Consider the following 25,407-nt stretch of genomic DNA (forward strand, 5'->3'; position numbering starts at 1 on the left):
ATTTCACAACTACCCTATTACAATCGCCATTACCATTCGAAAACATGACATATAAATAAAAAAGTGTTTATAATTCTATTTACTTTATCTTTTTTACAATAAAATCAATTACTCCTTTCAAATCTTCATCTTGTCTATTCCTTACTTCTAGATATCTATTATATGCTTTTTTAGAATATTTATTATATATCTGCAAATTTAATATTTGCATTATTTTGTTTTGAATCTCTATAATAGTATAGGGGTTAAAATATAAAACCGAATCTTCTAATAGTTCTAATAATGAGGAACTTGCCGATGATAATACTGGTTTTTTATATCTCATGGCCTCTAAAGGAGGATAACCAAACCCTTCGTTTAAAGTAGGATAAATAAAAGCATAACAGTTTTTATATAATTTATCTAACAATTCTTCATCTACATAATCTATAAATATGAATTTATCTTTATTAGTTATATGATTTTTATAAATATTTTTTTTTTTACAGCCTGTAAGTAATACTTTATAAGTATTTATTAATCCTTTAGAATACAATCCATCTAATGCTTTTATAGCTCGATAATTATTTTTCACCCACCTATCTCCACTTACTAATAAAAAATAGGGTTCTTCTACTAAACTAATATATTTTTCTGAATTTTCTTTTATTGTATACAATGGACTATATAATACTTGGATATTTTCTTCTTTCAAAAATGGGAATATAGTCAATAAAGAATATTTTGAATAATTTGTAACAGTAATGAAATCTGTAGAATTATTTTTTAGAAATTCATAATATTTACTTATTTGATGATTAATATATATTTTAGGAAAATATTTTTTTATAAATAATTTTAAAATGTTCTTTAAACCTTTAGTGTACATTATTTCATATGTGTCTGTCACTAATTCAATTTCTCTTAAATCATGAATTGTACAAACAAATTTACATTCATTATCAAATTTTTCTTTTATATAATAACTTGGAATGGATGTATAAAATATTTTTATATTATATTTAAAAATAAGTTCTTTTAATGAATGCTTAGAAATATCTAATATATTTACCCCATATGCTTCGCATTCGTATAGTAAAAATTCTTCTATAAACTGTTTAGAATCATATAAAACATATAAATAGTCCGAAGGAATAGATTTTATTAATTCTAAAAAAACTGTTTTTGCATATTTTCCTCCTCCATGAAAAATTCCTGTATCATTAGGTTGAACGGCTGTTAAATCAAATATTATTCTTTTCATTATACTAATTTTTCTTTCTTATAGATTTAAACTTTAAGTATTTTAAAATTAATTTTTGTCTGATTTTTAAATAGCCAATAAGAAAATATGTGTGTATTCTAAATTTTCTGAGATAATATAATGCACTTTGATAATTAAAATTTACTATTTGATAATTACTAGATTTACTAGTTGTTTGAGCTCCTAAATGAATTGCAGATACACTTAATAATAAAGCATTTTTTAATCCTTCACTTTTAATTTTTTCATATAAAATATTCTCTTCATAATATAAAAAAGTGTTTTCATCAAAAAAATTAATTTTTTTCATTAAGGCGCTTTCACAAAACATACATGATCCAGAGGGTAAATCTATATCTATAAAATCAATGTTTTGTAAATCAACATTTTTTAATATATAACGTTTATCTATAATTTTTTTAAAAAAAGGGATTTTTCTTAAAAAAGTAAATTCTATAAAAATATCAAAATCTGATGGTGATTTTCTAGCACAATTATAATCAATAATATCTTTTTTAGTATATAATATAGGGGATACCAATGCATACCCTGCATGCGTTTTTTTAAATTTCATTAAGGGATCTAATATATTTTCTGTTATTATAATATCGCTATTTAATATTAATAAATACTCTGCTCCTTTTTTAATTGCTAATCTTATACCTAAATTATTACCTTTTGCATATCCATAATTCTTTGTTAGTTTTAAAATAGTAAAAAATGAATTATTTAAAATATTTCTTTCATAATTTTCAGTAAGTTGATGAACTTCTTTTTTTATATCTTGAATAATAAATTTATTAATTTTCTCAACTGAATTATTAGTCGAATTATTATCAACAATTATAAATGAAAATACTTTCTTATAGTTTTGATGTGCTTTAAGAAAAGATTTTATACAATTATTAGTATCTTCATATGAGTTATAATTTAATATTACAACGGCAACTGTCTCAGACATAACTTAATTCTTATTAATTATTATACTCATCTGTTTAACATTTTAAAAACAATATTAAACTAATTTTATTCCCCATTTCCAAAACTTTATAATTATTCTTTGTTCTATATAATTTTTTTTTCTCATTTTCAAATATTTAGTTACAATCTCTCTATCCTCTATACGTAAACAAAATTTATATTGTTTCATAAATTTTCTTAACTGCTCATATTGTTTTTGATTAACTTCTCTAAAATCCCTCATCTTCATAATAAAGGAACTTTGTTTTTTTGATGTTACACTATCATTATGAGATCTATACAATACTGTTTCTTGTTTTACATATTTTATCTGCCCTATACTATATCCTATTAAAGCAATCCAATAATCATGCATTAGTATATCTTCAGGCATACTTTGTATTTCTGATTGCATCAACTTATTAAATAAAAGAGTGCAACCTGTAACTACATTGGATGTCAATATCAAAAAAAAATCAAATTTTGAAGGATCAATATTCCATTTACTATGGAGTGAATTTGCTATAAGTTTGTTGTGCTCATCGATTAACCGTAAATCTGTAAAAATAGCACATGGTATATTATTAAAATCTAATTTTAAAATTGCATTTAATGATAATTTTAATTTATTCGGCAACCATATATCATCTTGGTCACATAATGCTATAAAATCACTAGTTGCTAAATTGATTCCTCTTTTAAAATTAGTTATGGGCCCTACATTTTTTTCATTTTTTATAATTTGAACTTTTATTTCTTTAAAATTATATGATTCTAAAATAGAATATGTTCTATCTGTAGAACAATCATCTATAATAATAATTTCGTTAGGAAGCAATTCCTGATTCATTATAGAATCTAATTGCTCTAGTATATATTTTTCCCCATTATAAGTAGCTAGAACTAAAGAAATACTTTTATTCATTAAGTTGCTTTTACTTGAATATATTTAGTTAAGATTGCTATTAAAGATAATGTTATAGGAGTCATATGCCCCTCTCCTGTAGTTATAATAAATACAAAATATGCTAAAAAAATACTTAGTGATAAAGAACAACTAATAACTTGATTTTCATCCTTTCTAAATTTAATAATTTTTAAAAAATTATACAAAATAATTCTTCCAAAAACTATAAAATATGCTATTAAACCTAATATTCCTGTTTCTACTAAAGTAACAAATATAAAACTCTCAAATCCATAATATCCTTTTTTCATTACAAAATCCTTCTTAGTAGAATCTAATCCAAATTCTTCTTTTAACCATCTAAATCCTCTACCAATTAAAATTTCATCTTTTACCAGCTCTACGGAAAGTCTAAATTGTTCTATACGCATTTCAATAGTACTTCCTGCTACTTCTTCTTCTATTTCAACTTGCATTTTCTTATTTTCATTGTTAGATGAATTTGTATTTGCCTCTATTTTTGTATTTGCCCCTATTTTTGTATTTGCCCCTATTTCCTTAAAAATTGTTATTTGTGGCATATTCTTAAAACTTATTCTTGTATAAGAGTTAACAATAAGCATATACAAAAATAAACTACTTAAAAGAATAATTTTTCCTTGCTTATTCAAGCCAAAAATACTATAAATAATACATCCTATAATTAGTGCTAAATAAGAAGCTCTTGAATTTGACATTATGTTACTTAAAATAAGTATAAGTAAAAAAAAGATTTGAAGTTTAGAAAACTTCCAGTTTGAAAAATTTTGGTTATACAAAGCTATTCGTATTATTATAGCTATACTTAAAAACAAACCATAACGATGTGGATTTATTACAAAAGAAGAGATAGCCATTCTATAGCTATCTATCAAACTCTTTGATACGTTATGTGTACCATACAATTCACTAAAAAAATCATTATATAAATTAACTCTAAAAAGTAGAATTACAATGCTATAAAACGAACAGATTAACATGCAGTAATAAAAAAATTTCAATACTTTAATGGCATCTTTTTTAGATTCAATAAAAATACCTAACAACAAAAAAATACCAAAATTATCTACAACATACAAACAAGCTCTTATTAAATTCTTAACTATAGAATAACGTTGATCAAAGATTGCTAAAAAAATAAAAATTACAAAAAAAATAAAAACAGATACTAAATATGGATTCCTTAATAACTGTTCTTTAGACTTATTATAATTAATTAAAGATGAAATAAACAAAGAAATAAACCATAATCGATCTATAGGGTTCAAAATGGATAATATAGTAATATCTAATTGAAAGAATATTAATGCAAATAAAACTAATTTAACTTTATTATTGTTATTTTTTGTAATAATAATAATAAAAGTATAAAAAATAAAAAAAATAAAAATGAAGCCCTTTAGAACCCCTGCATAAGATGTAATAAAATTACTCATAAATTAATAATATTATAACTATTTAACCAAATAATTTAAAAAAAACTAATCTAAATAAACCCGAAATATAATTAAATGGAGCTAATAAGATTTTTCCTAATCGATATTCCCTAGATAAATAAATTTTCAAATAGCAATCATCTAAAGCAGGATCTAAATAATAAGAACCATAAAGTTCTTTATGATTTTCCCAGATTTGTTTTTTTAATTTCCTATATTCTTTTTCTTTTAAAGAATTATTCCTAGATTTAGGTAATATTCTATAAAATAAAATTGCTTGATTTTCGTATACGGCTGTTCCTCCTTTTTCCAATATAGATATCCAAAAATCCCAATCCTCAAGACCCTTAGACATATTTACATTATAACCGCCTACTCTAATAAAATCTTCTTTTCTAAAAAGTGATGTGTTGCAAAATATATTTCGTCCAACTAGAGTTTCAAGGCTAAATTTGGGTAAATTTATAACCTCTTTTTTAAATCCAAACGTTATCACCTTCGTTGAAACTACTTTTATCGTATCATCATTATCCAAATAAAAAACTGTTTTTTCTAAAAAATTATTTGAAATTATATCATCTGCATCTAAACATAGTATATATAATCCTTTAGCTCTATTTATTGCCTTATTTCTTGCTACACAAACTCCAGAATTTTCTTGATAAATATATTTAAACCTAACATCTTTTTTACAATATTTTAAGGATATTTCCTCAGTATTATCTTTAGAACCATCATTAATAATTATGCATTCCCAATACTCATACGTTTGATTTATAATACTTCTAAGAGTTTCTTCAAGATACTTCCCTTTATTATAACAAGGAACAATAATTGATACTTTTATTTTTTGCATTTATTTCTTTTTATGATTTAAAGAATTTCTTATAAAATCTTTTTGTATAACAACGTGTCCCCCTATCAAAAATATAATATAATATAAATATAATAGGAATAAATATAGTTAGTTTTGTTGCAGCTACACAAACAAAGTTTAAATATTTATTAGAAAAATAGTGTTTAATATCCCCAATATAAAATAAAGTAAAAAGTCCTGAAAACAAAAAAATTAAAAAAAGTTTAATATTATTAAAATAATAAACTAATACTTTTTCTTTTAACCCATACCGAAAAAGCAAATAAGGCTTCCAGACCCCTATAACAATAAATAAACTAACAAATACCCCTCCTAGAATTCCTGGAAGTCCAAAATAATAACCTAAAACAAATGATAAGCTAAGATTTAATACAATTTCAACTATCGGGGCAAAAACATCGTGATACAATCCATAAGCTACAATGTAATGATCGACAGTTGTCCTTGTTAATAAAATAAAAACATTAGCTACCATTATAATGAGTGAAATATCATCTATAATATATTTATTCCCTAACCAAATTGCAACAAATTGATTAACTAGAGAATATAATCCAAAACATAAAACAGAACTCACAAAATATCTTATAGAAAAAATCTCCCAAAATACCCTATATATTTTTTCCTTATTATTTTCAGCTATTAAATTACCAATAGCTCCAATCATACTATTAAAAATAATATTCATAACTGCTAATAGACCTAGAATAATAATCTGATAATTACTATATATATTTACTATAGTTAATGTTAAATAAAAATAAATAATTAACGGACTAGTTTGAGTTAAAACAAAATTACCTATACTATGAAATAAAAGCTGTTTGGTTTTAATAATAATTTCTGGATAATTTTTTTGTAATTCCTTTCCTTTAGATTTGGCAATATTTAACCAATGATATGAATAATTAACCTCTCTATTTATAAGAATTGCCATAACAAAATAACTTAAAAATTCTATAACCAACCAATAATAATAACTTTCACTAACAAAAAAAATTACAATTATCTGTAAAATATTCTTTACAATTTTGGTTGTTTGAATTATTTGAGTATTCTTAAACTCTTTCTGATCTGATGTAAAAAGAATCTGTTTATATGATAAAAAATAGCTAAACAACGGATTAGCTAAAAAAACAATAAATGTAACATATGGAACCCAAAACCCAACATGTGCCTTTCTAAAAATATATGGAAATAAGAGTAGGATTAATAAACTTAAAATTATTATTATAATTCCAATTTTTCTATATAAATATCCCTGTATAGAAATAATATCATTAATTTTTTTATGATCATTTTCATATAAAGGTTTAAATAACATATAAGAAACAGCTGTTCCTATACCTAGCTCTGCTAGATTAAGAAATCCTAATAGATTATTTATAGTTGTATTTAAGCCTAAAATCTCTGGACCAAAAGTATCTAAGAAAATTTTTCTACTTATAAAAGTTATTAAAAGAGTCACCCCATAAAATATTGCTGATATTTTAGTGTTTTTTAAACTCTTTTCTACTCTTCCTGACATTTAATCTTCTTTCTTATTCAAAACATCCCTCTTAAGCTCTCTTTCCATTCAGGAATAGAAATTCCAAAAGTAGATTTGATTTTAGTTTTATCCAATAAACTATATTTAGGTCGTTTTGCCGGAGTAGGATATTCTGAAGTGGGTATTGGATTAATTTTAATATTATTGGATTTACTTAGTTTTTTTATTTCTTCTGCAAACTGAAACCAACTACATTCCCCTTCATTTGAATAATGATAAATTCCATAAGAACCTATATCATTCTGAATAATAGTTAATATCGCTTCAGCTAAATCCAATGCATTTGTAGGAGAACCTAATTGGTCTTCTATTACATTAATTTGATCTTTTTCTTTAAATAATTTCAACATGGTTTTTACAAAATTATTACCATAAGGCGAATACAACCATGCAGTCCTTATTATATAAGATCTGGAATTATATTGTAATGCATTTACTTCTCCTTCTAATTTTGTTTTCCCATATATTCCTAAAGGATGTGTAGGATCATCTTCTTTTCTGGGAAAAGGCTCTTCACCAGAAAATACATAATCTGTTGAAATATGGATTAATGTAGCCTTTTGGGATGAACAAGATTTAGCTAAATATTTAACCGCATCTGCATTTAATTTTTTTGCATTACCAGTATCTGTTTCTGCTTTATCCACCGCAGTATAGGCAGCACAATTGATTACATAATCAAATTTATTAGAAAAGAAATAAGTTTTTACAAATATTTCATCCATAATATCTAATTCTTGAACATCTGTAAAAACAAATGAGCAATTAACTGGTGGTTTTTCTTTTATCTTTTGTTTTAAAGAAAGACCTAATTGGCCATCTCCTCCTGTAACTAATATCTTTTTCATAAAGAAACTGGGTTTAATTCATTAAAAGAAATAGCTTGCTTATCTTTTTCTGATATTACTTCTTTTCCTTCTTTAATCTTCCAATCTATATTAAGAGTCTTATCCAAAGGATTAATTCCAAATTCACTCTCTTTATTATAAAAACCTTCACACTTATACGCAAAAATTACCTTTTCAGACAATACAGAAAAACCATGTAAAAATCCTTTAGGAATAAATAATTGTTTATTATTTTCTGATGATAGTTCTATAGTTATAAATTGTCCAAAAGTATGAGATCCCCTACGAATGTCTACTGCTACATCTAAAACTTTTCCTTCTAATACATAAACTAATTTAGACTGAGCAAATGGTGGTAATTGTTGATGTAATCCTCTAATTACTCCATATGTAGAAACCGATAAATTATCTTGAACAAAATTAGGTTTATAACCAATTTTTTCTGTAAATTTTTCTAGATTAAAAGTTTCCATGAAATAACCTCTGGAATCACTATAAATTTGCGGTTCAAGAATAAAACAACCTTTTAATTTAGTTTCAGTAACATTCATATACTAATGCTTGGATAGATTCTGTTTATTCCACGATCTTAGACTCATGACTCTATCTTCAAAAAGTTCTTCTGGTATATCTACACATACATTTTGAAATAGATTTAAAAATTCTTCCGGTTGATCTTCTGATTTTCGGGTAGTTAAATTAAAATATATTAACGTAGTCCATAAAACAGCATGTACTACTGTTTTATTTTCATTATACATTAAAATTTCCACAGTATTTGTTTTGTCTGTAAATTTAATAATTTTACTGGATATTTTTACAAATTGATTAAATTTCACTTCTTTGATATAAGCAATTTGGTTCTGTAAAGCTACCCATAAACGTCCTGTTTTTTTTGATTGAGCAAAATTATCAATCTGATAATTTTCCAGACAATGATCCTCCCTAGCATCTAACATATAATCGAAATATCGTATATTAGATAAATGCCCAATAGGATCACAATCCATAAATCTTACTCTGTGTCCAGATTCCGGTTCTTTTATCATGTTTATTTAAAATTTAAAATATAACAAAGTTAATTGTTTTTTATTAAATTACTTTATGCATTTTCCCCTATAAATCTAATCCCCCAACAATAGTAGACACTAAGGAATTTACAATCAATCTTATACTTTTTCTTTACATTTGCATAAATTTTTGAATATGGCGAATATAATAGCACTTGTAGGTAGACCTAATGTGGGAAAATCCACTTTATTTAACCGATTGTTACAAAAAAAAGAAGCTATAGTTGACAGTATATCCGGTGTTACTCGTGATCGCCATTATGGTAAAAGTGACTGGAATGGTATAGATTTTACTGTTATAGATACCGGAGGATATATTACAGGTTCTGAAGACATTTTTGAAGGAGAAATACGAAAGCAAGTTCAACTTGCTATAGAGGAAGCCTCCGCTATTGTTTTTTTAGTAGATGTGACAGAAGGAGTTACAGATATGGATTATGAAGTAGCCAATTTATTAAGAAGAACAACAAAACCTGTTTTTCTAGTAGTGAATAAAGTAGATAATGCTATGCTGGAAAACGATGCTATGGAATTTTATAGCCTGGGGTTTGATAAATATTATACAATTGCTGGTATGACCGGAAGTGGCACAGGCGATTTATTAGATGATATTGTTAACATTTTTAAAGATGAAAATTACGTTGATCCTTTTGAGGGATTGCCTAGAGTTTCTATCGTTGGAAGGCCAAATGTTGGAAAATCTACTTTAACTAATGCTTTATTAGAAAACGAAAGAAATATAGTGACTGATATTTCTGGAACGACGAGAGATAGTATAGAAACTCTATATGATAAATTCGGATACAAATTTGTTTTAATTGACACCGCAGGGATACGTAAAAAAACAAAAGTTAATGAAAACATTGAATTTTATTCTGTTATGCGTTCAATACGTTCCATTGAAGATTCAGATGTAGTAGTATTATTGGTAGATGCTACACAAGGATGGGAAAAACAAGATATAAATATTTTATATTTAGCTCAAAAATCTAGAAAAGGAATTGTAATTGTAGTCAATAAATGGGATTTAGTATCAAAAGAAACTAACACATTAAAACATTTCGAGCATAATATTAGAACAAAAATAGCCCCATTCACAGATGTACCTATTATTTTCGTGTCAGCTTTAACTAAACAAAGAGTTTATAAAACTGTTGAATATATTATGAGAGTTTATGAGAATAGAAATAGAAAAATAAAAACTAGTAAATTAAATGAAATCATGCTTCCTATTATAGAAGCAACTCCCCCTCCAAGTATAAAAGGAAAATATATAAAAATTAAATATTGTACACAACTTCCAACTCATACACCTCAATTTGCTTTTTTTGCAAATTTACCTCAATATATAAAAGAACCTTATAAAAGATTTATTGAAAATCAACTACGTAAAAATTTTGATTTTACAGGTGTTCCTATTGAAGTGTATTTTAGGCAAAAATAAGCTCATACGTTCTTGAAAAAATTTCAGAAAAAAAATAGTCAGAAAAAAATATTCTGACTATTCATGAAATACAAAGTAATTCTTTTTATTAATAATTTAAAACTTAATTATAATTGATTGGGATTTTGTACAGCATTTTTGACTCTTGAAGATGGAATATAAACCTGCAATCCTATTGCAAAAGTAATATCATGTTGATATCCAGTGTTTCCTCCACCTGTAAGCCCTTCATACTTAACCAATGCTTCTAATCCCACATTAGAAGTTATAAAATAGGAGTAACCCGGACCAAATCCAAATCCAAATCCATTGGTTGTAGGCTCATGTTTTTGACTAGAGCCTTCAAAACCTGCATTTGCTTCAAAGAAGAAACGGCCATGCTTTAATAAATTATTTATATCTTTATTACTAGCATAGTAACGACCGAACGCACCAACACCATATTCTGTTTTGGTTGTACTTCCGGTTCCTTGTTTACTAATATTAACTTTGCCATAACCACCTACTGCTAAATTATTTTTAATAAAATAGCCTGCTTTTGGTGTAATCCCAATGTTCCAAGACTGTCCCTTTTTCAAACCAAAATCCATATTAGTAAAGGAGCCACCCCACATAATGTTACCTTCTTGAATTTGTGAATGTGCAAAATTTAAGCAACTTATAAAAAACAAAGAAGCAAACAGTAAAGATAATTTACTTTTAATCATAATATTATATATTTTTAATTGTATTAATTGTATATTTATATCATAATAGGATACAAATATACAATTAATAAATATATATAAGATAAATATTTGATTGAATTTTAATTTTTATAAAAATAAAAGAGGCTATAGAAAATCTATAGCCTCTTTTGTAAAATAAAATTTAAATATTATTTCACCTTTTAAAAAGGATATTCAAAAATTTCACTTTCATGATAATAAGGATTTCCTTTAGCTTCAAGATTTAATTTACTAATAGAGTACATAACTGTATAAATAAATAACCCTAATATAAATAAAAACGAACCTATTTCTAATAATCCAAAATTCCAATATGCACCTACTGTACCTGGCATTATAATATTAAAGAAATCCATATAATGTCCAAGAATTACTATCACTGCCATTATCGGAACAATAACGAAACTTCTTTTTACTTTACTGCTTACCAGGATTAAGAAAGGGAGAACCAAATTAGGAATTAACATAGTAAAATAGGTTTCACTATATAATTTGTATCTGCCAAAAAAATAAACGGTTTCTTCGGGTACATCTGCATACCAATAAAGCATATATTGACAAAACCATAAATATGACCATAATAAACTAAATCCAAATAAAAATTTAGCTAAATCATGTAAATGATTATTATTAAAAGCCGGCAAATTTCCTTTTTTATTTAAATAAACAGAAATAATAATCATTACTGCTATCGATGAAACTAAACAACTTATCATAGCATACCACATATATAATGTAGAATACCAATGAGGGTCTATGGACATTAACCAATCCCAAGCCCAACATGCAGAGGCTAAGGCAAAGAAAACAATAAATCCTACACTCCAATTATAAACTTTTTGATTATCTGAAAATAATTTGGTTTCATCTAGTTTTTTTGTCAAAGATTTGATCTTAAATAAGAAGAATATACATCCTGAGATATAAATCAATGTACGAATAACAAAAGAAGGTCTGTTTAAGAAAGGTTCTTTAGATTTTATCAGTAAATCAAAATGTGGAGAAGATTGATCGGTTAAAGAAGGATCCATCCAATGATACAGATGATTTAAGCCTCCATGTTCTCCTCCATATGAAGAAAGTATTATAAAAATTAACATTAATATTCCTCCAACCGGTAAATAAGAAGCTATACCTTCCATTACACGTATTATTACTATTGACCATCCTGCATGTCCTGCATGCTGAATAGCATTGAAAAATAATGCAGTAGCAGATATTCCAAAAAATAACATTAAAGGTATAAATATTGCTGCCCAAGGCCTATTATGAACTTGATCTAAAGCATGATTAATATGCTCTTGAGAAAGAGGTTTATCATGTATATAGGCAGAGTTCATAGGTTGTGAGTTAGCTATTTTCTCATTATTATGTAAAATTGTTTCTATTTCCTTTATATCTATGTGATCATTTTGATAATATCCTACACCAAAAGTTATCAATCCTATAATAACTAATATTACAGAAATTAATTTAAGCCTAGATGAAAATTGATATCTCATAACTTTATTTTACATTGTTTTGTGTTGTTGATTCTGAAGAGGCTACTTGAGAAGAAGCATTTTCAGATGGTGTTTGTTTTACACCAAACTCATTTATAACATATTCAGCAACTCTCCATCTATCCCCAGGTAACAATTGACCTGCATAAGACCCCATTGCATTTCTTCCATGTTCTATTACATAATATACAGATCCTACAGTAATATAAGCTCTGTCTTTATAGGCCGGAACTCCTGAATAAGCTCCTGACTGTACAATATTTCCTTGACCATCTCCCGATGTACCATGACATGCTGCGCAAGTTTTATTAAATAAATCTTTTCCTCTAGCTAAATCTTTTACTCTATTTGCAGGATTTAAAGGAGAGATTTTAATTAATTTTGAAGCCTCATAACCTTCTGCAGTATTGGGTAAATCCATTGGCAGCACACCATCAGAATTTTGAGATATTGTTCCTGGAACCGGAGATAAAGCCGTCCTCCCATCTTGATTGGCAAACAACGGAACTGTAGAACTTTGTTCTCCATAGGCTACCACAGCCTCTTGATAAGGATCATAAGCTACAGGATAATACATGTCAGGAAAATATACCAAACTTGGTTTTTTCTTACTACATGAAGTAATAACAAAGGATACACCAATAGTTATTAAAATATATTTAATTAACTTTTTCATCTTCAACATTTTTTACAGTAATTTCCTCTACTCCCGTAGCTATTAAAATTTCTTTTACCTGTTCGTAATCTTGATTTTCTAATTCTATCAAAAATTTATCATCTGTTGTTCTTGGATCAGGGTTCTGAGCTTTCTGTCCCGGATAATGTTTATTTAAAAACAAATAGGTAATAGACATAAGATGAGCTGCAAAAAACACCGTTAATTCAAACATAATCGGAATAAAGGCTGGTACATTATCTGCCCATGTAAAACTTGGCTTTCCTCCTATATTTTGAGGCCAATCATGATTCATAGTAAACCATGTAAGTAAGGAGGCTACCGTAAGTCCTAATGCTCCATAAAAAAATGCACATTCTGATAATCTGGATTCTTTCAATCCCATAGCTTTATCTAACCCATGTACAGGAAAAGGAGTATAAACCTCAGAGATTTTAATTCCCTTATCCTTAAGCTGTTTCACCCCGTCTAACAGGAGATCATCATCTCCATATAAACCGTATATTATTTTTTTAGTGGTGCTCATGTTCTAAATTATGTTTTTTATGACTTTCTCCAGATGATTTTAAAATTGTTTTAAGCTCAGCTTGAGCTATTACAGGGAAAGTTCTAGCGTATAATAAATACAATACAAAGAAAAATCCTATAGTTCCTAAAAAAATACCCACATCAACAAATGAAGGCTCAAATTTAGTCCAGCTACTAGGTAAATAATCTCTAGATAAATTAATAACTATAATATCAAATCTTTCAAACCACATACCTATATTTATAACTATAGATACAATAAAAGTCCAAAGAAAATTTATTCTCAATTTTTTAATCCACAAAGTTGCAGGGACTAAAACATTACAAAGAATAAGCAACCAAAAAGCCCACCAATAAGGACCTGTGGCAGCACCTATGGAAAAGTAAGTAAAATCTTCATATCTACTACCGGAATACCATCCTATAAAAAATTCTGTAATATAAGCAACTGTTACCATACCTCCTGTTACTACGATTACTATATTCATATATTCTATATGTCTACGGGTAATATAATCTTCTAAATGACATACTTTCCTAATAATACTCATTAAGGTTTGAACCATAGCAAATCCTGAAAAAACTGCTCCGGCTACGAAATATGGAGGATAAACTGTAGAATGCCAACCTTTGATTACTGCAGTAGAAAAGTCAAATGACACGATAGTATGCACTGAAAATACTAATGGAGTTGCTAATCCGGCTAATACTAAAGAAATTTCCTCAAATCTTTGCCAATGTTTAGCTTTACCACCCCATCCAAAACTTAAAATATTATATATTTTCTTAGTAACCGGTTTTATTGCTCTATCTCTAACCATTGCAAAATCAGGAATTAAACCAATATACCAAAACACTACAGAAACAGAAAAATAGGTACTAATTGCAAATACATCCCATAATAAAGGGGAATTAAAGTTGGTCCACAAAGATCCGAATTGATTGGGTATTGGAAATACAAAATAAGCCAGCCAAATACGTCCCATATGAATACAAGGAAAAAGTGCCGCCTGAACAACTGCGAAAATAGTCATAGCTTCTGCAGAACGATTAATAGACATTCTCCACTTTTGTCGGAAAAGTAGAAGAACGGCAGAAATTAAAGTTCCTGCATGTCCTATACCTACCCACCACACGAAATTAGTAATATCCCAACCCCAGTTGATAGTTCTATTTAACCCCCATACACCAATTCCTGTCCCAATTGTATAGGCGATACAACCTACTCCGTATATAAATGCAACTAAGGCAATATAGAAAGCAAACCACCAAAGTTTACCTGCTTTGCTTTCTATAGGCCTAGCAATGTCTTCTGTAATGTCATGATAGGATTTTTCTCCTAAAATTAACGGTTCTCGAATAGGCGCTTCGTAATGTCCTGACATAGTAACTTTCTTAAATTTTATGATTCTTTTCTATTTCTAACTTTATATTGATAGAATACGTTAGGTTTGGTTCCTACATCTTCTAATAATACATACTTTCTCTTATCTTTAGATAATTTAACGATTTCTGAATGTGGGTCATTAACATCTCCAAATTTAATTGCACCACTGGAACAAGCTTTGGAGCAAGCAACCTGAAATTCTCCATCTTCTACTCTTCTTCCTTCTTTTTTAGCATCTAAAATCGTAGCCTGAGTCATCTGGATACATAAAGAACATTTCTCCATTACTCCTCTTGAACGTACTACTACATCAGGATTAAGTACCATTCTTCCTAAATCATTATTCATATTATAATCAAATTTAGGATTTAAGGCATAATTAAGCCAATTAAATCGTCTTACTTTGTATGGACAGTTATTAGCACAATAACGGGTACCTACACATCTATTATAAGCCATTTGATTTTGTCCTTGTTTACCATGAGAAGTAGCTGCTACAGGGCATACTGTTTCACAAGGTGCATGATTACAATGTTGGCACATAACCGGTTGGAAAATTACATCCGGATTGCTTGTATCGGGTTCAATCAGATCTTTGTACATTGGTACCTGATCTAAATTTTCTATAATTTCTTCTTCTTGTTCTATTTTTTTCTTAGCTGAATAATATCTGTCAATACGTAACCAATACATATCTCTAGACATTCGCATTTCTTCTTTTCCTACAACAGGAACATTGTTTTCTGCCTGGCATGCAATAACACAGGCACCACAACCTGTACATATATTAAGATCTACAGATAAATTAAAATGATGTCCATCACTGCTATCATAATCTCTCCATAAATCGACTTTACCTATCGGCATTTCTCCTACATATGTATTGATCTTAATAGGTTTATTCCATTCTTTGGAGTCTTTTTCTAAATATGTCTGCAAAGGAATTTCTCTTGCTATCTCATATCTTCCCATTAAAGTTCCTTGCATTTGCATAGAAGCAAATTCGTACATTTCTCCGGTTATCTTTAATGTTATATTATTATACTGAATAAAACTTGAAGATAAATAGGCAGGGTAAGCATTAATTCCAGTTTGTCCAACTTTTCCAGATTTGGCTTGTCCGTAGCCTAAAGCTAGACCAATAGACCCCTTAGCTTGTCCCGGTTGTATAAAAACAGGTATATTTTTAATGATCTTACCATTTACAGTTAAATCTGCTAATGACCCGTCTAATTGCATTCTTCCATTCATTTTATTAACTATTCCAATTTTAGCAGAATCTTCTTTAGAAATAGTTATATAATTATCCCATGCTAATCTTGTAATTGGGTCGGGCAGCTCTTGTAACCATGGATTATTTGCTTGTGTACCGTCACCTATGCCAGTATTTGTATATAAATTTAATTCTAATGCCCCTTCTTTTATAGCTTCTATATCATTCAAAGCCTGTTGGGCATCTCCTCCGGATTGATTTAATGAAATAGTTTCCGTTGTTTCATTGTATCCATTATACAATGCTTGATTAAAACTATACCCTAATGCCACCCCTAATTGATTTTGCCAATACTGTTTTAAATAATTGTAATATGCATTTGTTTGTACTGGTGTAGCAGTAGTACTGACATATTCTGAATTATTGGGAGTATAGTCGGATGCCTCCCCAACTTTTATGGAATCTGTTGAAGCTACAGTTGTTGAATCTTTTACTGCTACATTTTGTGAATTAGATACAAAAACATTTCCATTTGGAATGCTTTCTTTTTTCCATATCAATAAAGAATCTTGAAATTGTCTTGTATCAAAAATTCTTTGTATAGTTGGCTGTGATAATAAATACACTCCTGTTGCAGGTTGTAAATCGCCCCATGATTCCAACCAATGAGGAACTGGAGCTAAAGATTTTGTATTTATTGCTGTTTCATTCTCATATTCTGTTAAAGAAACAGAATATGGAACTTTAGATATCAGGGTAGCTAATTTTTCACTTTCTGAATATGAATATACAGGATTAGTATTAAAGTTTAATAATACTCCCACTTGGCCTGAGGATAACCAAGAAATAAATTCTTTAAATTTTTGGTCATCAGATTCTTTAACTAAAATAACTTTATCTTTTCTTACGGCTTCTGATCCTAATTTTTGGTTTATTAAATAAGCTAAAACATAAGATGATTTACTTCCTTCTGCAAAAACTACTGCTTTGGAACCTTTAGATTTTAACTCTTTAATTATATTTTGAGCTTGTTTGCTAACTATAGATCCATCTAAACCTTTATAAACTTCTGCTAATAATTTTTGAACGGCTGAAGGTTTTAATGGAATTCTTTGATCGGAATTAGCCCCGGATAAACTAAGATTAGATTCTACTTGTATGTGTCTTAGCATAGTTGAACCCGGAGTTTTAGCTTTTGTATAATCTGATTCTAAATGTCCAGCATTCCAATCATTTAAAAAGTCAGCTCCAAAAGATACCAGTAATTCTGCTTTGGTCAAATCATATAAAGGCAATGCTCTTACTCCGTAAACTTCTTGAGCTGCATCTAAAGCAGGTGAATAAGATAATGCATCATAAATTATATGTTCGGATGTTGGATATACTGATTTGAATTCGTCTATTATTTTTTTTGTTGACGGTGAAGGTAAAGAGGGTGTAAGTATAATAATTTTTTTACCTGTATTCTTTGATTCTTGTAACCCTTTTTTTACATAGTTATCAAGAGTATTCCAATTTGTATCTTCTCCATTCAATTTTGGCCCTTTAGCTCTGTTATTATCATATAAAGATAAAACGGAAGCTTGTGCTCTAGCGCTTGTTCCTCCAAATAATTTTGATTGAGTGTTGCTTTCTATTTTAATAGGCCTACCCTCTCTGGTTTTTACTAATACACTTGCAAAATCAAAACCATCAAATAAAGTAGAGGCATAGTAATTAGGCACACCCGGAATAATTCCTTCGGGTTTCACTACATAAGGCACAGATTTTATAACCGGAGCTTCACAAGCTGCTAATGTCACTGCTGCTGTACCAAAACCCAAGAATTTTAAAAAATCTCTTCTTGATGTTTTAGTTGAAAACATTGCTTTATCATCTCCTAAAAATTCATCAATAGGAAGTTCTTCTGCAAATTCATTTCTTGCTATTTTTTCTGTTATTGAAGGATCTTTTAATTCTTCTAAACTTCTAAATTTTATTTTATCTTTTGAAGCCATATCGATCTTCTAATGATTTTAATTGATATTAATAATGACATTTACCACACTCCAATCCTCCGATTGCATCTACTGTAATTTTAGATTTATCTTCACCATACTCTTTTTTCAGTTTTTCATGAAGCTTATTAAAGTAAGCAGCATTATATCCATTGTTCATGTCTACTTCTGTCGTTCTGTGACAATCTAAACACCATCCCATGGTAAAATCATTTGCCATTTTTACTACGTTCATTGTATCTATAGCACCATGACAAGCCTTACACACAACATCTATAGGCTGATTCGGATGTTTTTTGTTATAATCTGCGATAATTGTTTTCTCTCCAGCTACTACGTGTTGAGAGTGATTAAAGTAAACAAAATCCGGCATATTATGTATTCTTTCCCATTTTACAGGAATTTGCTTTCCTGTATAGGCTTGTTTGTCTTCATCCCATCCAATATGTTGATATATTTTTTTTATTTCTGAAGTATAGAATTCTTTAGATTTACCCGGTTCTATATATTTTCCTGTATATTCACTAATATTTCTGTGACAATTCATACATACACTTAATGAAGGGATTTCTGATACTTTACCGTATTTTGCTCCTGAATGGCATAATTGACAATCAATTTTATTTTCTCCCGCATGTATTCTATGGGAAAAATAAATGGGTTGTTCAGGTTCATAACCTTTATCTACTCCAATCCCCATTAACCATGCCCAAACTCCATACAACGATAACGCTAATAAGAGAGTTATTAAGAAATATGAAAATCCTTTGTATTTATTGTAGAATTGAGAAAGTGATTTAATTCTCGTAGCTTGTAACTCATTTAAGACAATACCTTTTGTTTTTAGTCGTACTAATTGGTTTACTTTATATAAGGTAAAAAGCAAAATAATTCCTATGGAAGCAAAGGATACAAAAATATAAATTGAGTTTGAAGAATCATCTTGAGTGGCAGTTACTGCTTGCTGTTCTTTAGGCTCTTCCGGAGCAGGAGGATTTTCTGTATAGGCTAAAATATCATCAATATCTTTGTCTGATAACCTTCCTTCAAAAACGTCCATTGCAGTTCGGTTATATTCTTCAAAGATTTTATTTGCGCGCTTATCTCCACTCTTTCTTAAGGCTTCATTGTTCATAATCCACTTATGAACCCATTCTTTATCTGCTCCTTCTGCACTTAAAGTAGTAACAATACCTTTAAGTGCCGGTCCGGTAAGTTTTTTATCTAAAGCGTGGCAAGCTGCACAATTTGCTTTAAATAACTTCTCCCCATTTTGAGCATTCCCTTCTTGTCCAAAAACTAAAAGACCGGTGAAAAGAGCCAGCATACATACTGCTATAATTTTATTCATAATAATTGATTTCAATTGAATGAAACTTCTTTATATCTTTAATACCATCTCATAAATATGAGACTATTGCAAAAATATAAATATGATGTTTATCACCAAACCTTTTTCGATATATATAATTAACAAGGTTTTAATTTATAACAATTCTAAATAAAAAAACGACGTATGTTGCTGTATACTAGACTATTAATTAAAAAAAACACGATTTACACAAGAATTCACAAACACTAAAACATGACAATAATCATACTTGAAAAGTTTGCAATCAATCTTTTTTTCTGGCTAAATATCTCGTTAATTTTACTCCCATATCCAGAAAAATTATTTTAGGATTACCATTTCTTTCAATATGAAAATAGGCTTTATTTATTTCATTAATTATATCTTCAATATTATTGCCATGTACAAATTGACTAAAACTTTGCCATTTAAAATTTTTATATGTTAAAGGAGTATTAACTAAAATATTTGAAGCATAATTTTCTAAAAGAGCTTGTCTAAAAATTTCAGTACAAAATTGAAGGAATGTTTTTTGCTTTTCTCTACCCCAACCAGATATTTCAATAGACCATTCTACAATTTGCTTTAGATAAACGGGTTGTTTGGGCGCCATAACTGCTGCCCTATTCCATTGAATAAAATATCTTTCAAATTCTTCTTGTAATTCATTATTTTTTTGTAAAGCGACAGCCAAATTCCAATCCCCTTCAACTTTTGTTGAAATTTTATTTATTTCATCTTCAGATAAGGAATATTTATCCTTTAAACCCTTTGTTATTTCTTTTTCTTCTATTCTATTAATTTTGACTGCCTGACATCTGGATAAAATGGTTGGAAGTATTTTGCTTTCATCTTCTGTAATCAATAAAAAAATAGTTTGAGTTGGAGGTTCTTCTAATATTTTTAATAGTTTATTGGCAGCTTCCGTCCGCATTGTTTCCATCATCCAAATAATCTGAATTTTATATCCACCTTCAAAACTTTTAAGATTTAATTTCTCAAAAATATTTTCAATTTCTTTTACGGAAATAAAACCTTGTTTTTTGTCTTCACCCAAAAATTCATACCATTGATTTATAGATTGATATGGGTTTTCTGTTATAAATTCCCTAAATTTTGTTATATAATCTTTACTTACTGCTTCTTTTTTTTCAGTCGCATTATTTATAGTAGGAAATGAAAAAAAAAGATCCGGATGTTGCAATGATGAAACCTGCTTATAACAAGATTGGGAATCTTTACATAAAATTTCAGAGGCATAGGCCAACACTAAAGGTAATACTCCATAACCTGATTTACCTATAAAGAGCTGAGCATGGCTTATTCTATTCTTTTGAATTGAATCTTTTAATTGCTGTTTTATCAGATCCTGTCCTATAACTTCCTCCCATTTCATAAGAACAAAAGTAAAGAATAATTTCTTTAGTTAATATATCATGGATACTACTTATGTTTAAATAATACCCACTTTAAAATTGCACTGAAATAGTTTATTTTATTTTTAACACACATTACGTTTTACTTTTATATAGTTAAGTCCATAACAGAATCTAACCCTCTTTTCAATCCTTTAAATGAATTTACTTTCTTTATTGCTAGAATTCCACCTTTAACATAGGGCTCTGCTCCGGCTCCCGAATCATGTCTAATAGTTAAACGCTCATCATTTAAACCAAAAACGGATTCTAATGAAATTATATAACTGGGTAATCTTAAAGAATGTACCCTTACTCCATTTATTTTTGTTCCTCGGGCATCTTTTGGACCTACCATACGGTCTTCCGAGACTGTTTCAACAGGAGGTTGAATTTTTGATAATCTGTTTGCTAACTCAAATGCAGAACCACTGGGAGAATCTACTTTATTCTGATCTGCATAATCTATGATTTCAAAATTAGGAATAAATTTAGCTGCTATTTCGGAAAATTTTTGGAGTAAAACTACCGTAATGGCAAAATTCCCAACAGCTAAAACTGAACATTTATTTTTATTAGCAATTTTTTCAATTTCTGAATAATCTTCTTCTGTTAATCCAGAAGTCCCAATTACGACGTTTACTCCTTTCTCTAAAGCGGTTATAACATTATGCTTAGCAATTTCAGGATGAGTAAACTCTACTAATACATCACATTTTACCTGAGATAAAGCTTCTTCTACAGTACTCAATACTGGAATATAATGAAACTTTACTCGTAATATTTCTGATAGATTTTCTCCACTTGATTTTCTAGATATCCCAGAAACTAATTCCAATCCATTATCTGCGATAACTCCTCTGCTTAAGGCTGCTCCTGCCCAACCGGTAGCACCTGCAATACACACTCTAATTTTCATTTTTTGATTTTTAACAAATATAAATATACTTAGTTATGTTATAAATTTTAAGATTTATTTATTTCTAATGTTTAGAAATACATACTCTTAATCTAAGAATTTTAAAACTATATTTATTATTTTTAAAATAATTAACAATATTTTGTTAATAACCCTTCTTTATTTAGTATCTTAAAGGAAAGAAAAATGTTTAAAAAAGGATGTGTTTCCCATCTAATTTTTGTATAATTTTGAAATCTAATGGAACAACTAGAATCAAAATCAAACAATTTCACTAAGTCTAACAGAATCATTAATTTAGAAAAAGGGAAACTTCCACCTCAAGCTATAGACTTAGAGGAAGCAGTATTGGGAGCCATGATGATTGATAAAAAAGGATTGGATGAAATTATAGATATTTTATCTCCTGAAGTTTTTTATAAGAAAGAACATCAGTTAATATATGAGGCAATAGAAGACTTATTCAAAGAAACTGAACCTATAGATATTCTTACTATTTCCAATAAACTTCGATCTAAAGGAACTCTTGATGCCGCCGGTGGTGATTTTAATTTGATTCAGCTTTCCAATAAAGTATCCTCTTCTGCCCATATTGAATATCATGCTCGTATTATTCTAGAAAAATATATTTTACGAAAGCTAATTGAGATATCTTCTAATATGATTGAGAAATCTTACGATGAAACTTCTGATGTCTTTGATCTTTTAGATTATTCTGAAAGTCAATTGTATGAAATTACAAATGGAACTTTAAAAAGAACCTTTAATGAAGCTAAAAACCTTGTATCTAATGCATTAAAAAAAATAAAATCTCTTGAATCGAAACAAGGTATGAGTGGAATTCCTTCAGGGTTTAAGAATGTTGATAAGATAACTGCCGGCTGGCAATCCTCGGATTTAATCATCATTGCCGCCAGACCCGGAATGGGTAAAACTGCATTCATTTTATCTATGGCAAGAAACATAGCAATCAATTCAGAAAACCCAATTGGGATTTTTTCACTGGAAATGTCTGCAGAACAACTTATGATGAGAATGATTTCAAGTGAAACAGGAATAGAATCTGAAAAGTTACGAAAGGCTAATCTTTCTGAATTGGAATGGCAGCAATTATACTCCCGGGTAAATAAGTTGGAAAAAGCCCCTATTTTTATTGATGATTCCCCAGGAATTTCCGTATTTGATTTAAGAGCAAAAGCGAGAAGATTGGTTTCTCAACATGGTGTAAAAATTATTATGATTGATTATTTACAACTTATGACTGCTGGAGGAAAGGGAATAGGCAACCGAGAACAGGAAATTGCTACAATTTCTCGGTCTTTGAAAGCTATAGCTAAAGAATTAGAAATACCGGTAATTGCTTTATCTCAACTATCCCGTTCGGTTGAAACCCGAGGAGGTAGTAAAAAACCTTTGTTATCAGACCTTAGGGAATCAGGTGCTATTGAGCAAGATGCAGATATTGTTACTTTTATATACCGTCCTGAATATTATAAATTAGAAACTTGGGAAGATGGTGCTCCTTGCGCAGGACAAGCAGAATTTATTATTGCTAAACATAGAAACGGGGCTTTAGAAGATGTGCGTTTAAAATTTACGAGTTCTCAAGCTAAATTTTCCGATCTTGATGATGAATATTACGCAACGGAAGAAAATAATTCCGCTACATTTGAGAGTAGAATTAATGATGAAAGCTCTTTTGAAAGTTCTATAAATCTTCCTTCTGTAAATCCATCAGACTCTTTTGGAATTGAAGATACTCTATATGATGAGGATTCGGATATGCCTTTTTAAAATTATATAAATATACTTCTCGTTTGCTTATTCATTGTATTTTATAAAAAGAAAAAAATCTCTTAAATAGATTTTTTATTAAAATAAATGTATGTGTATTATTGAATTTTATAAAAACTCGGTTAGTTATTAATATAAAAATTTAGTCCGATCTATAGCTGTGATTTTTGTTTAAGCTACTTTCAATGGTAAATTAAAAAATACAAATAAAAAACTCACTTTTTTAAGTGAGTTTTTATTTAATAACGAAAATTATTTAAATTATTTTTTAACAGCATCCACAACAGCTTTAAACGCTTCAGGATGATTCATAGCTAAATCTGCTAATACTTTTCTGTTTAGTTCTATATTATGTGCTTTTAACAAGCCCATAAATTTGGAATAAGAAAGTCCTTGTTGTCTTGTTCCGGCATTAATTCTCTGAATCCATAATGCTCTAAAATTTCTTTTCTTCTGTTTTCTACCTACATAGGCATATCCTAATGCTTTTTCAACTGCATTTTTAGCAACTGTCCAAACATTTTTTCTTCGTCCGTAATAACCTTTTGCTAGTTTTAAGACTCTTTTTCTTCGCGCTCTAGACGCTACTGCATTGACTGATCTTGGCATAAATTTTTGTTTTTTTTAAATTGGGCGGAAATATAAATTTCTCTTCTAATGCTCCAATTCAGGGTTAAACTTTTTGTTAATAAACCAGAATATTTAGATATTCTTATTTAAGTAATAATTGTCTTTTAACACTCTTTTCGTCTACACTTTCTACTATAGTTACATAAGTTAGATTTCTTTTTGCTTTAGTAGTTCTTTTACTTAAATTGTGTCTTTTGAAAGCGTGTTTTCTTTTAATTTTACCTGTTCCGGTAAGTGAAAAACGCTTTTTTGCACCTGATTTTGTTTTTAATTTAGGCATTTTCTTATTTTTTACTTCGTTATTAAATATATTTAAATCTTTTAAAAATAAATTTTATTTTTTAGGAGACATCATCATAATCATCCGTTTTCCTTCTAATTTAGGCATTTGTTCAACCTTCCCCCATTCTTCTAATTCTTGTGCCAATTTTAATAATAAAATCTGACCTTGATCTTTAAAAATTATAGATCTTCCTTTAAAGAAAACATAGGCTTTTAATTTAGATCCTTCTTCTAAAAATTTTTGAGCATGTTTTTTCTTAAATTCATAGTCATGTTCATCTGTTTGAGGACCAAATCTAATTTCTTTTACAACTACCTTAGATTGTTTAGATTTTAGTTCTTTTTGCTTCTTTTTTTGCTCATATAAGAACTTTTTGTAATCTATAACACGACAAACAGGTGGGTTAGCCGTAGCAGTAATCAAAACTAAATCTAATTCTAAATCTTCAGCAATTTTAAGAGCCTCTTTTATAGGATATACTCCTTGAGTTACATTTTCACCTACTATTCGTACTTCGGGAACATCAATAAAATTATTGATTTTATGTTCTGCTTCCTGTTTCCTTGGGATGTATCTCCCTCTTGGATTATTTCTGTTAAGTGCTATGGTAT

At 28.6% G+C, this 25,407-nt stretch carries 23 protein-coding genes; 2 read left to right on the forward strand and 21 right to left on the reverse strand.

Annotated features, from left to right (window positions below):
• Positions 1-79 precede the first annotated feature (79 nt).
• The 9 genes from C4S76_RS10410 to C4S76_RS10450 are packed head-to-tail and all read right to left on the reverse strand — an operon-like array spanning position 80 to position 8,908.
• Entirely contained in the window at positions 80-1,243 is a 1,164-nt protein-coding gene (locus C4S76_RS10410) for a glycosyltransferase (protein WP_105194402.1), read from the reverse strand.
• A gap of 4 nt (positions 1,244-1,247) precedes the next feature.
• A complete protein-coding gene (locus tag C4S76_RS10415) occupies positions 1,248-2,204 on the reverse strand; it encodes a glycosyltransferase (RefSeq protein ID WP_105194403.1) in 957 nt (318 codons plus the stop codon).
• Positions 2,205-2,258: 54 nt separating this feature from the next.
• Positions 2,259-3,128 (reverse strand): glycosyltransferase family 2 protein, encoded by an 870-nt coding sequence (locus C4S76_RS10420; RefSeq protein WP_105194404.1) that lies wholly within the window; start codon positions 3,126-3,128, stop codon positions 2,259-2,261.
• Complete coding sequence (locus tag C4S76_RS10425) at positions 3,128-4,585, reverse strand: O-antigen ligase family protein (RefSeq protein WP_105194405.1); 1,458 nt, start codon at positions 4,583-4,585, stop codon at positions 3,128-3,130. The genes C4S76_RS10420 and C4S76_RS10425 overlap by 1 nt, the downstream gene beginning before the upstream one ends.
• 22 nt (positions 4,586-4,607) lie before the next feature.
• A complete protein-coding gene (locus C4S76_RS10430) occupies positions 4,608-5,441 on the reverse strand; it encodes a glycosyltransferase (RefSeq protein ID WP_221405014.1) in 834 nt (277 codons plus the stop codon).
• Positions 5,442-5,451: 10 nt separating this feature from the next.
• Complete coding sequence (locus tag C4S76_RS10435; RefSeq protein WP_105194406.1) at positions 5,452-6,990, reverse strand: lipopolysaccharide biosynthesis protein; 1,539 nt, start codon at positions 6,988-6,990, stop codon at positions 5,452-5,454.
• 17 nt (positions 6,991-7,007) lie between these two features.
• Positions 7,008-7,859, reverse strand: coding sequence for a dTDP-4-dehydrorhamnose reductase (rfbD, locus tag C4S76_RS10440; RefSeq protein WP_105194407.1), 852 nt, complete (start codon positions 7,857-7,859; stop codon positions 7,008-7,010).
• A complete protein-coding gene (gene rfbC / locus C4S76_RS10445) occupies positions 7,856-8,410 on the reverse strand; it encodes a dTDP-4-dehydrorhamnose 3,5-epimerase (protein ID WP_105194408.1) in 555 nt (184 codons plus the stop codon). The genes rfbD and rfbC overlap by 4 nt, the downstream gene beginning before the upstream one ends.
• A 3-nt stretch (positions 8,411-8,413) precedes the next feature.
• Positions 8,414-8,908 carry an acyl-CoA thioesterase gene (locus C4S76_RS10450; protein ID WP_105194409.1) on the reverse strand — a complete coding sequence of 165 codons (495 nt, stop codon included), beginning with the start codon at positions 8,906-8,908 and terminating at the stop codon, positions 8,414-8,416.
• 157 nt (positions 8,909-9,065) lie between these two features.
• Between C4S76_RS10450 and der the strand changes: the two genes are divergently transcribed.
• Positions 9,066-10,373: a ribosome biogenesis GTPase Der gene (der, locus tag C4S76_RS10455; protein WP_105194410.1), complete on the forward strand. Its 1,308-nt coding sequence runs from the start codon at positions 9,066-9,068 to the stop codon at positions 10,371-10,373.
• 107 nt (positions 10,374-10,480) lie between these two features.
• Here der and C4S76_RS10460 read toward each other — a convergent pair whose 3' ends face one another.
• From C4S76_RS10460 to dapB, 9 genes are all read right to left on the reverse strand, one after another.
• Positions 10,481-10,987, reverse strand: coding sequence for a hypothetical protein (locus C4S76_RS10460; protein ID WP_245915831.1), 507 nt, complete (start codon positions 10,985-10,987; stop codon positions 10,481-10,483).
• A 275-nt stretch (positions 10,988-11,262) separates the two neighbouring features.
• On the reverse strand, positions 11,263-12,603 hold the full coding sequence (locus tag C4S76_RS10465) for a quinol:cytochrome C oxidoreductase (protein ID WP_105194411.1): 1,341 nt from the start codon (positions 12,601-12,603) through the stop codon (positions 11,263-11,265).
• A gap of 4 nt (positions 12,604-12,607) precedes the next feature.
• On the reverse strand, positions 12,608-13,288 hold the full coding sequence (locus tag C4S76_RS10470) for a c-type cytochrome (RefSeq protein ID WP_105194412.1): 681 nt from the start codon (positions 13,286-13,288) through the stop codon (positions 12,608-12,610).
• Positions 13,263-13,805: a DUF3341 domain-containing protein gene (locus C4S76_RS10475; protein ID WP_105194413.1), complete on the reverse strand. Its 543-nt coding sequence runs from the start codon at positions 13,803-13,805 to the stop codon at positions 13,263-13,265. The genes C4S76_RS10470 and C4S76_RS10475 overlap by 26 nt, the downstream gene beginning before the upstream one ends.
• Positions 13,792-15,192: an NrfD/PsrC family molybdoenzyme membrane anchor subunit gene (gene nrfD, locus C4S76_RS10480; protein ID WP_105194414.1), complete on the reverse strand. Its 1,401-nt coding sequence runs from the start codon at positions 15,190-15,192 to the stop codon at positions 13,792-13,794. Before nrfD ends, C4S76_RS10475 begins: the two co-directional genes overlap by 14 nt.
• Before the next feature lie 17 nt (positions 15,193-15,209).
• Positions 15,210-18,404, reverse strand: coding sequence for a TAT-variant-translocated molybdopterin oxidoreductase (locus C4S76_RS10485; protein ID WP_105194415.1), 3,195 nt, complete (start codon positions 18,402-18,404; stop codon positions 15,210-15,212).
• A gap of 28 nt (positions 18,405-18,432) precedes the next feature.
• Complete coding sequence (locus C4S76_RS10490; RefSeq protein WP_105194416.1) at positions 18,433-19,755, reverse strand: c-type cytochrome; 1,323 nt, start codon at positions 19,753-19,755, stop codon at positions 18,433-18,435.
• A 265-nt stretch (positions 19,756-20,020) separates the two neighbouring features.
• Entirely contained in the window at positions 20,021-21,151 is a 1,131-nt protein-coding gene (locus C4S76_RS10495) for a DNA polymerase III subunit (RefSeq protein ID WP_105194417.1), read from the reverse strand.
• Between the two features lie 128 nt (positions 21,152-21,279).
• Positions 21,280-22,089, reverse strand: coding sequence for a 4-hydroxy-tetrahydrodipicolinate reductase (dapB, locus tag C4S76_RS10500; RefSeq protein WP_105194418.1), 810 nt, complete (start codon positions 22,087-22,089; stop codon positions 21,280-21,282).
• 240 nt (positions 22,090-22,329) lie between these two features.
• On the opposite strand from dapB, the gene dnaB reads away from it, so the two are divergent.
• The gene (gene dnaB, locus C4S76_RS10505) at positions 22,330-23,883 is read left to right on the forward strand and encodes a replicative DNA helicase (protein WP_105194419.1); all 1,554 of its coding nucleotides are present in this window, start codon (positions 22,330-22,332) and stop codon (positions 23,881-23,883) included.
• 261 nt (positions 23,884-24,144) lie between these two features.
• On the opposite strand, the gene rplT is transcribed toward dnaB, so the two are convergent.
• The 3 genes from rplT to infC all read right to left on the reverse strand — a co-directional run bounded on the left by rplT (position 24,145) and on the right by infC (position 25,366).
• Positions 24,145-24,492: a 50S ribosomal protein L20 gene (gene rplT, locus C4S76_RS10510; protein ID WP_105194420.1), complete on the reverse strand. Its 348-nt coding sequence runs from the start codon at positions 24,490-24,492 to the stop codon at positions 24,145-24,147.
• A 103-nt stretch (positions 24,493-24,595) separates the two neighbouring features.
• Positions 24,596-24,793, reverse strand: a complete 198-nt coding sequence (gene rpmI / locus C4S76_RS10515) for a 50S ribosomal protein L35 (protein WP_105194421.1) — start codon at positions 24,791-24,793, stop codon at positions 24,596-24,598.
• A gap of 54 nt (positions 24,794-24,847) precedes the next feature.
• Positions 24,848-25,366, reverse strand: a complete 519-nt coding sequence (gene infC / locus C4S76_RS10520; protein ID WP_105194422.1) for a translation initiation factor IF-3 — start codon at positions 25,364-25,366, stop codon at positions 24,848-24,850.
• Between the last annotated feature and the right edge of the window lie 41 nt (positions 25,367-25,407).

This window comes from Apibacter adventoris (genome assembly GCF_002964965.1).
GTDB classification, from domain to species: Bacteria; Bacteroidota; Bacteroidia; order Flavobacteriales; family Weeksellaceae; genus Apibacter; species Apibacter adventoris.

Excerpts from the sequence above, each read along its gene's own strand:
- C4S76_RS10410 (WP_105194402.1), bottom strand. The coding sequence starts at position 1,243 with ATGAAAAGAATAATATTTGATTTAACAGCCGTTCAACCTAATGATACA.
- C4S76_RS10415 (WP_105194403.1), bottom strand. The coding sequence starts at position 2,204 with ATGTCTGAGACAGTTGCCGTTGTAATATTAAATTATAACTCATATGAA.
- C4S76_RS10420 (WP_105194404.1), bottom strand. The coding sequence starts at position 3,128 with ATGAATAAAAGTATTTCTTTAGTTCTAGCTACTTATAATGGGGAAAAA.
- C4S76_RS10425 (WP_105194405.1), bottom strand. The coding sequence starts at position 4,585 with ATGAGTAATTTTATTACATCTTATGCAGGGGTTCTAAAGGGCTTCATT.
- C4S76_RS10430 (WP_221405014.1), bottom strand. The coding sequence starts at position 5,441 with ATGCAAAAAATAAAAGTATCAATTATTGTTCCTTGTTATAATAAAGGG.
- C4S76_RS10435 (WP_105194406.1), bottom strand. The coding sequence starts at position 6,990 with ATGTCAGGAAGAGTAGAAAAGAGTTTAAAAAACACTAAAATATCAGCA.
- rfbD (WP_105194407.1), bottom strand. The coding sequence starts at position 7,859 with ATGAAAAAGATATTAGTTACAGGAGGAGATGGCCAATTAGGTCTTTCT.
- rfbC (WP_105194408.1), bottom strand. The coding sequence starts at position 8,410 with ATGAATGTTACTGAAACTAAATTAAAAGGTTGTTTTATTCTTGAACCG.
- C4S76_RS10450 (WP_105194409.1), bottom strand. The coding sequence starts at position 8,908 with ATGATAAAAGAACCGGAATCTGGACACAGAGTAAGATTTATGGATTGT.
- der (WP_105194410.1), top strand. The coding sequence starts at position 9,066 with ATGGCGAATATAATAGCACTTGTAGGTAGACCTAATGTGGGAAAATCC.
- C4S76_RS10460 (WP_245915831.1), bottom strand. The coding sequence starts at position 10,987 with ATGTGGGGTGGCTCCTTTACTAATATGGATTTTGGTTTGAAAAAGGGA.
- C4S76_RS10465 (WP_105194411.1), bottom strand. The coding sequence starts at position 12,603 with ATGAGATATCAATTTTCATCTAGGCTTAAATTAATTTCTGTAATATTA.
- C4S76_RS10470 (WP_105194412.1), bottom strand. The coding sequence starts at position 13,288 with ATGTTGAAGATGAAAAAGTTAATTAAATATATTTTAATAACTATTGGT.
- C4S76_RS10475 (WP_105194413.1), bottom strand. The coding sequence starts at position 13,805 with ATGAGCACCACTAAAAAAATAATATACGGTTTATATGGAGATGATGAT.
- nrfD (WP_105194414.1), bottom strand. The coding sequence starts at position 15,192 with ATGTCAGGACATTACGAAGCGCCTATTCGAGAACCGTTAATTTTAGGA.
- C4S76_RS10485 (WP_105194415.1), bottom strand. The coding sequence starts at position 18,404 with ATGGCTTCAAAAGATAAAATAAAATTTAGAAGTTTAGAAGAATTAAAA.
- C4S76_RS10490 (WP_105194416.1), bottom strand. The coding sequence starts at position 19,755 with ATGAATAAAATTATAGCAGTATGTATGCTGGCTCTTTTCACCGGTCTT.
- C4S76_RS10495 (WP_105194417.1), bottom strand. The coding sequence starts at position 21,151 with ATGAAATGGGAGGAAGTTATAGGACAGGATCTGATAAAACAGCAATTA.
- dapB (WP_105194418.1), bottom strand. The coding sequence starts at position 22,089 with ATGAAAATTAGAGTGTGTATTGCAGGTGCTACCGGTTGGGCAGGAGCA.
- dnaB (WP_105194419.1), top strand. The coding sequence starts at position 22,330 with ATGGAACAACTAGAATCAAAATCAAACAATTTCACTAAGTCTAACAGA.
- rplT (WP_105194420.1), bottom strand. The coding sequence starts at position 24,492 with ATGCCAAGATCAGTCAATGCAGTAGCGTCTAGAGCGCGAAGAAAAAGA.
- rpmI (WP_105194421.1), bottom strand. The coding sequence starts at position 24,793 with ATGCCTAAATTAAAAACAAAATCAGGTGCAAAAAAGCGTTTTTCACTT.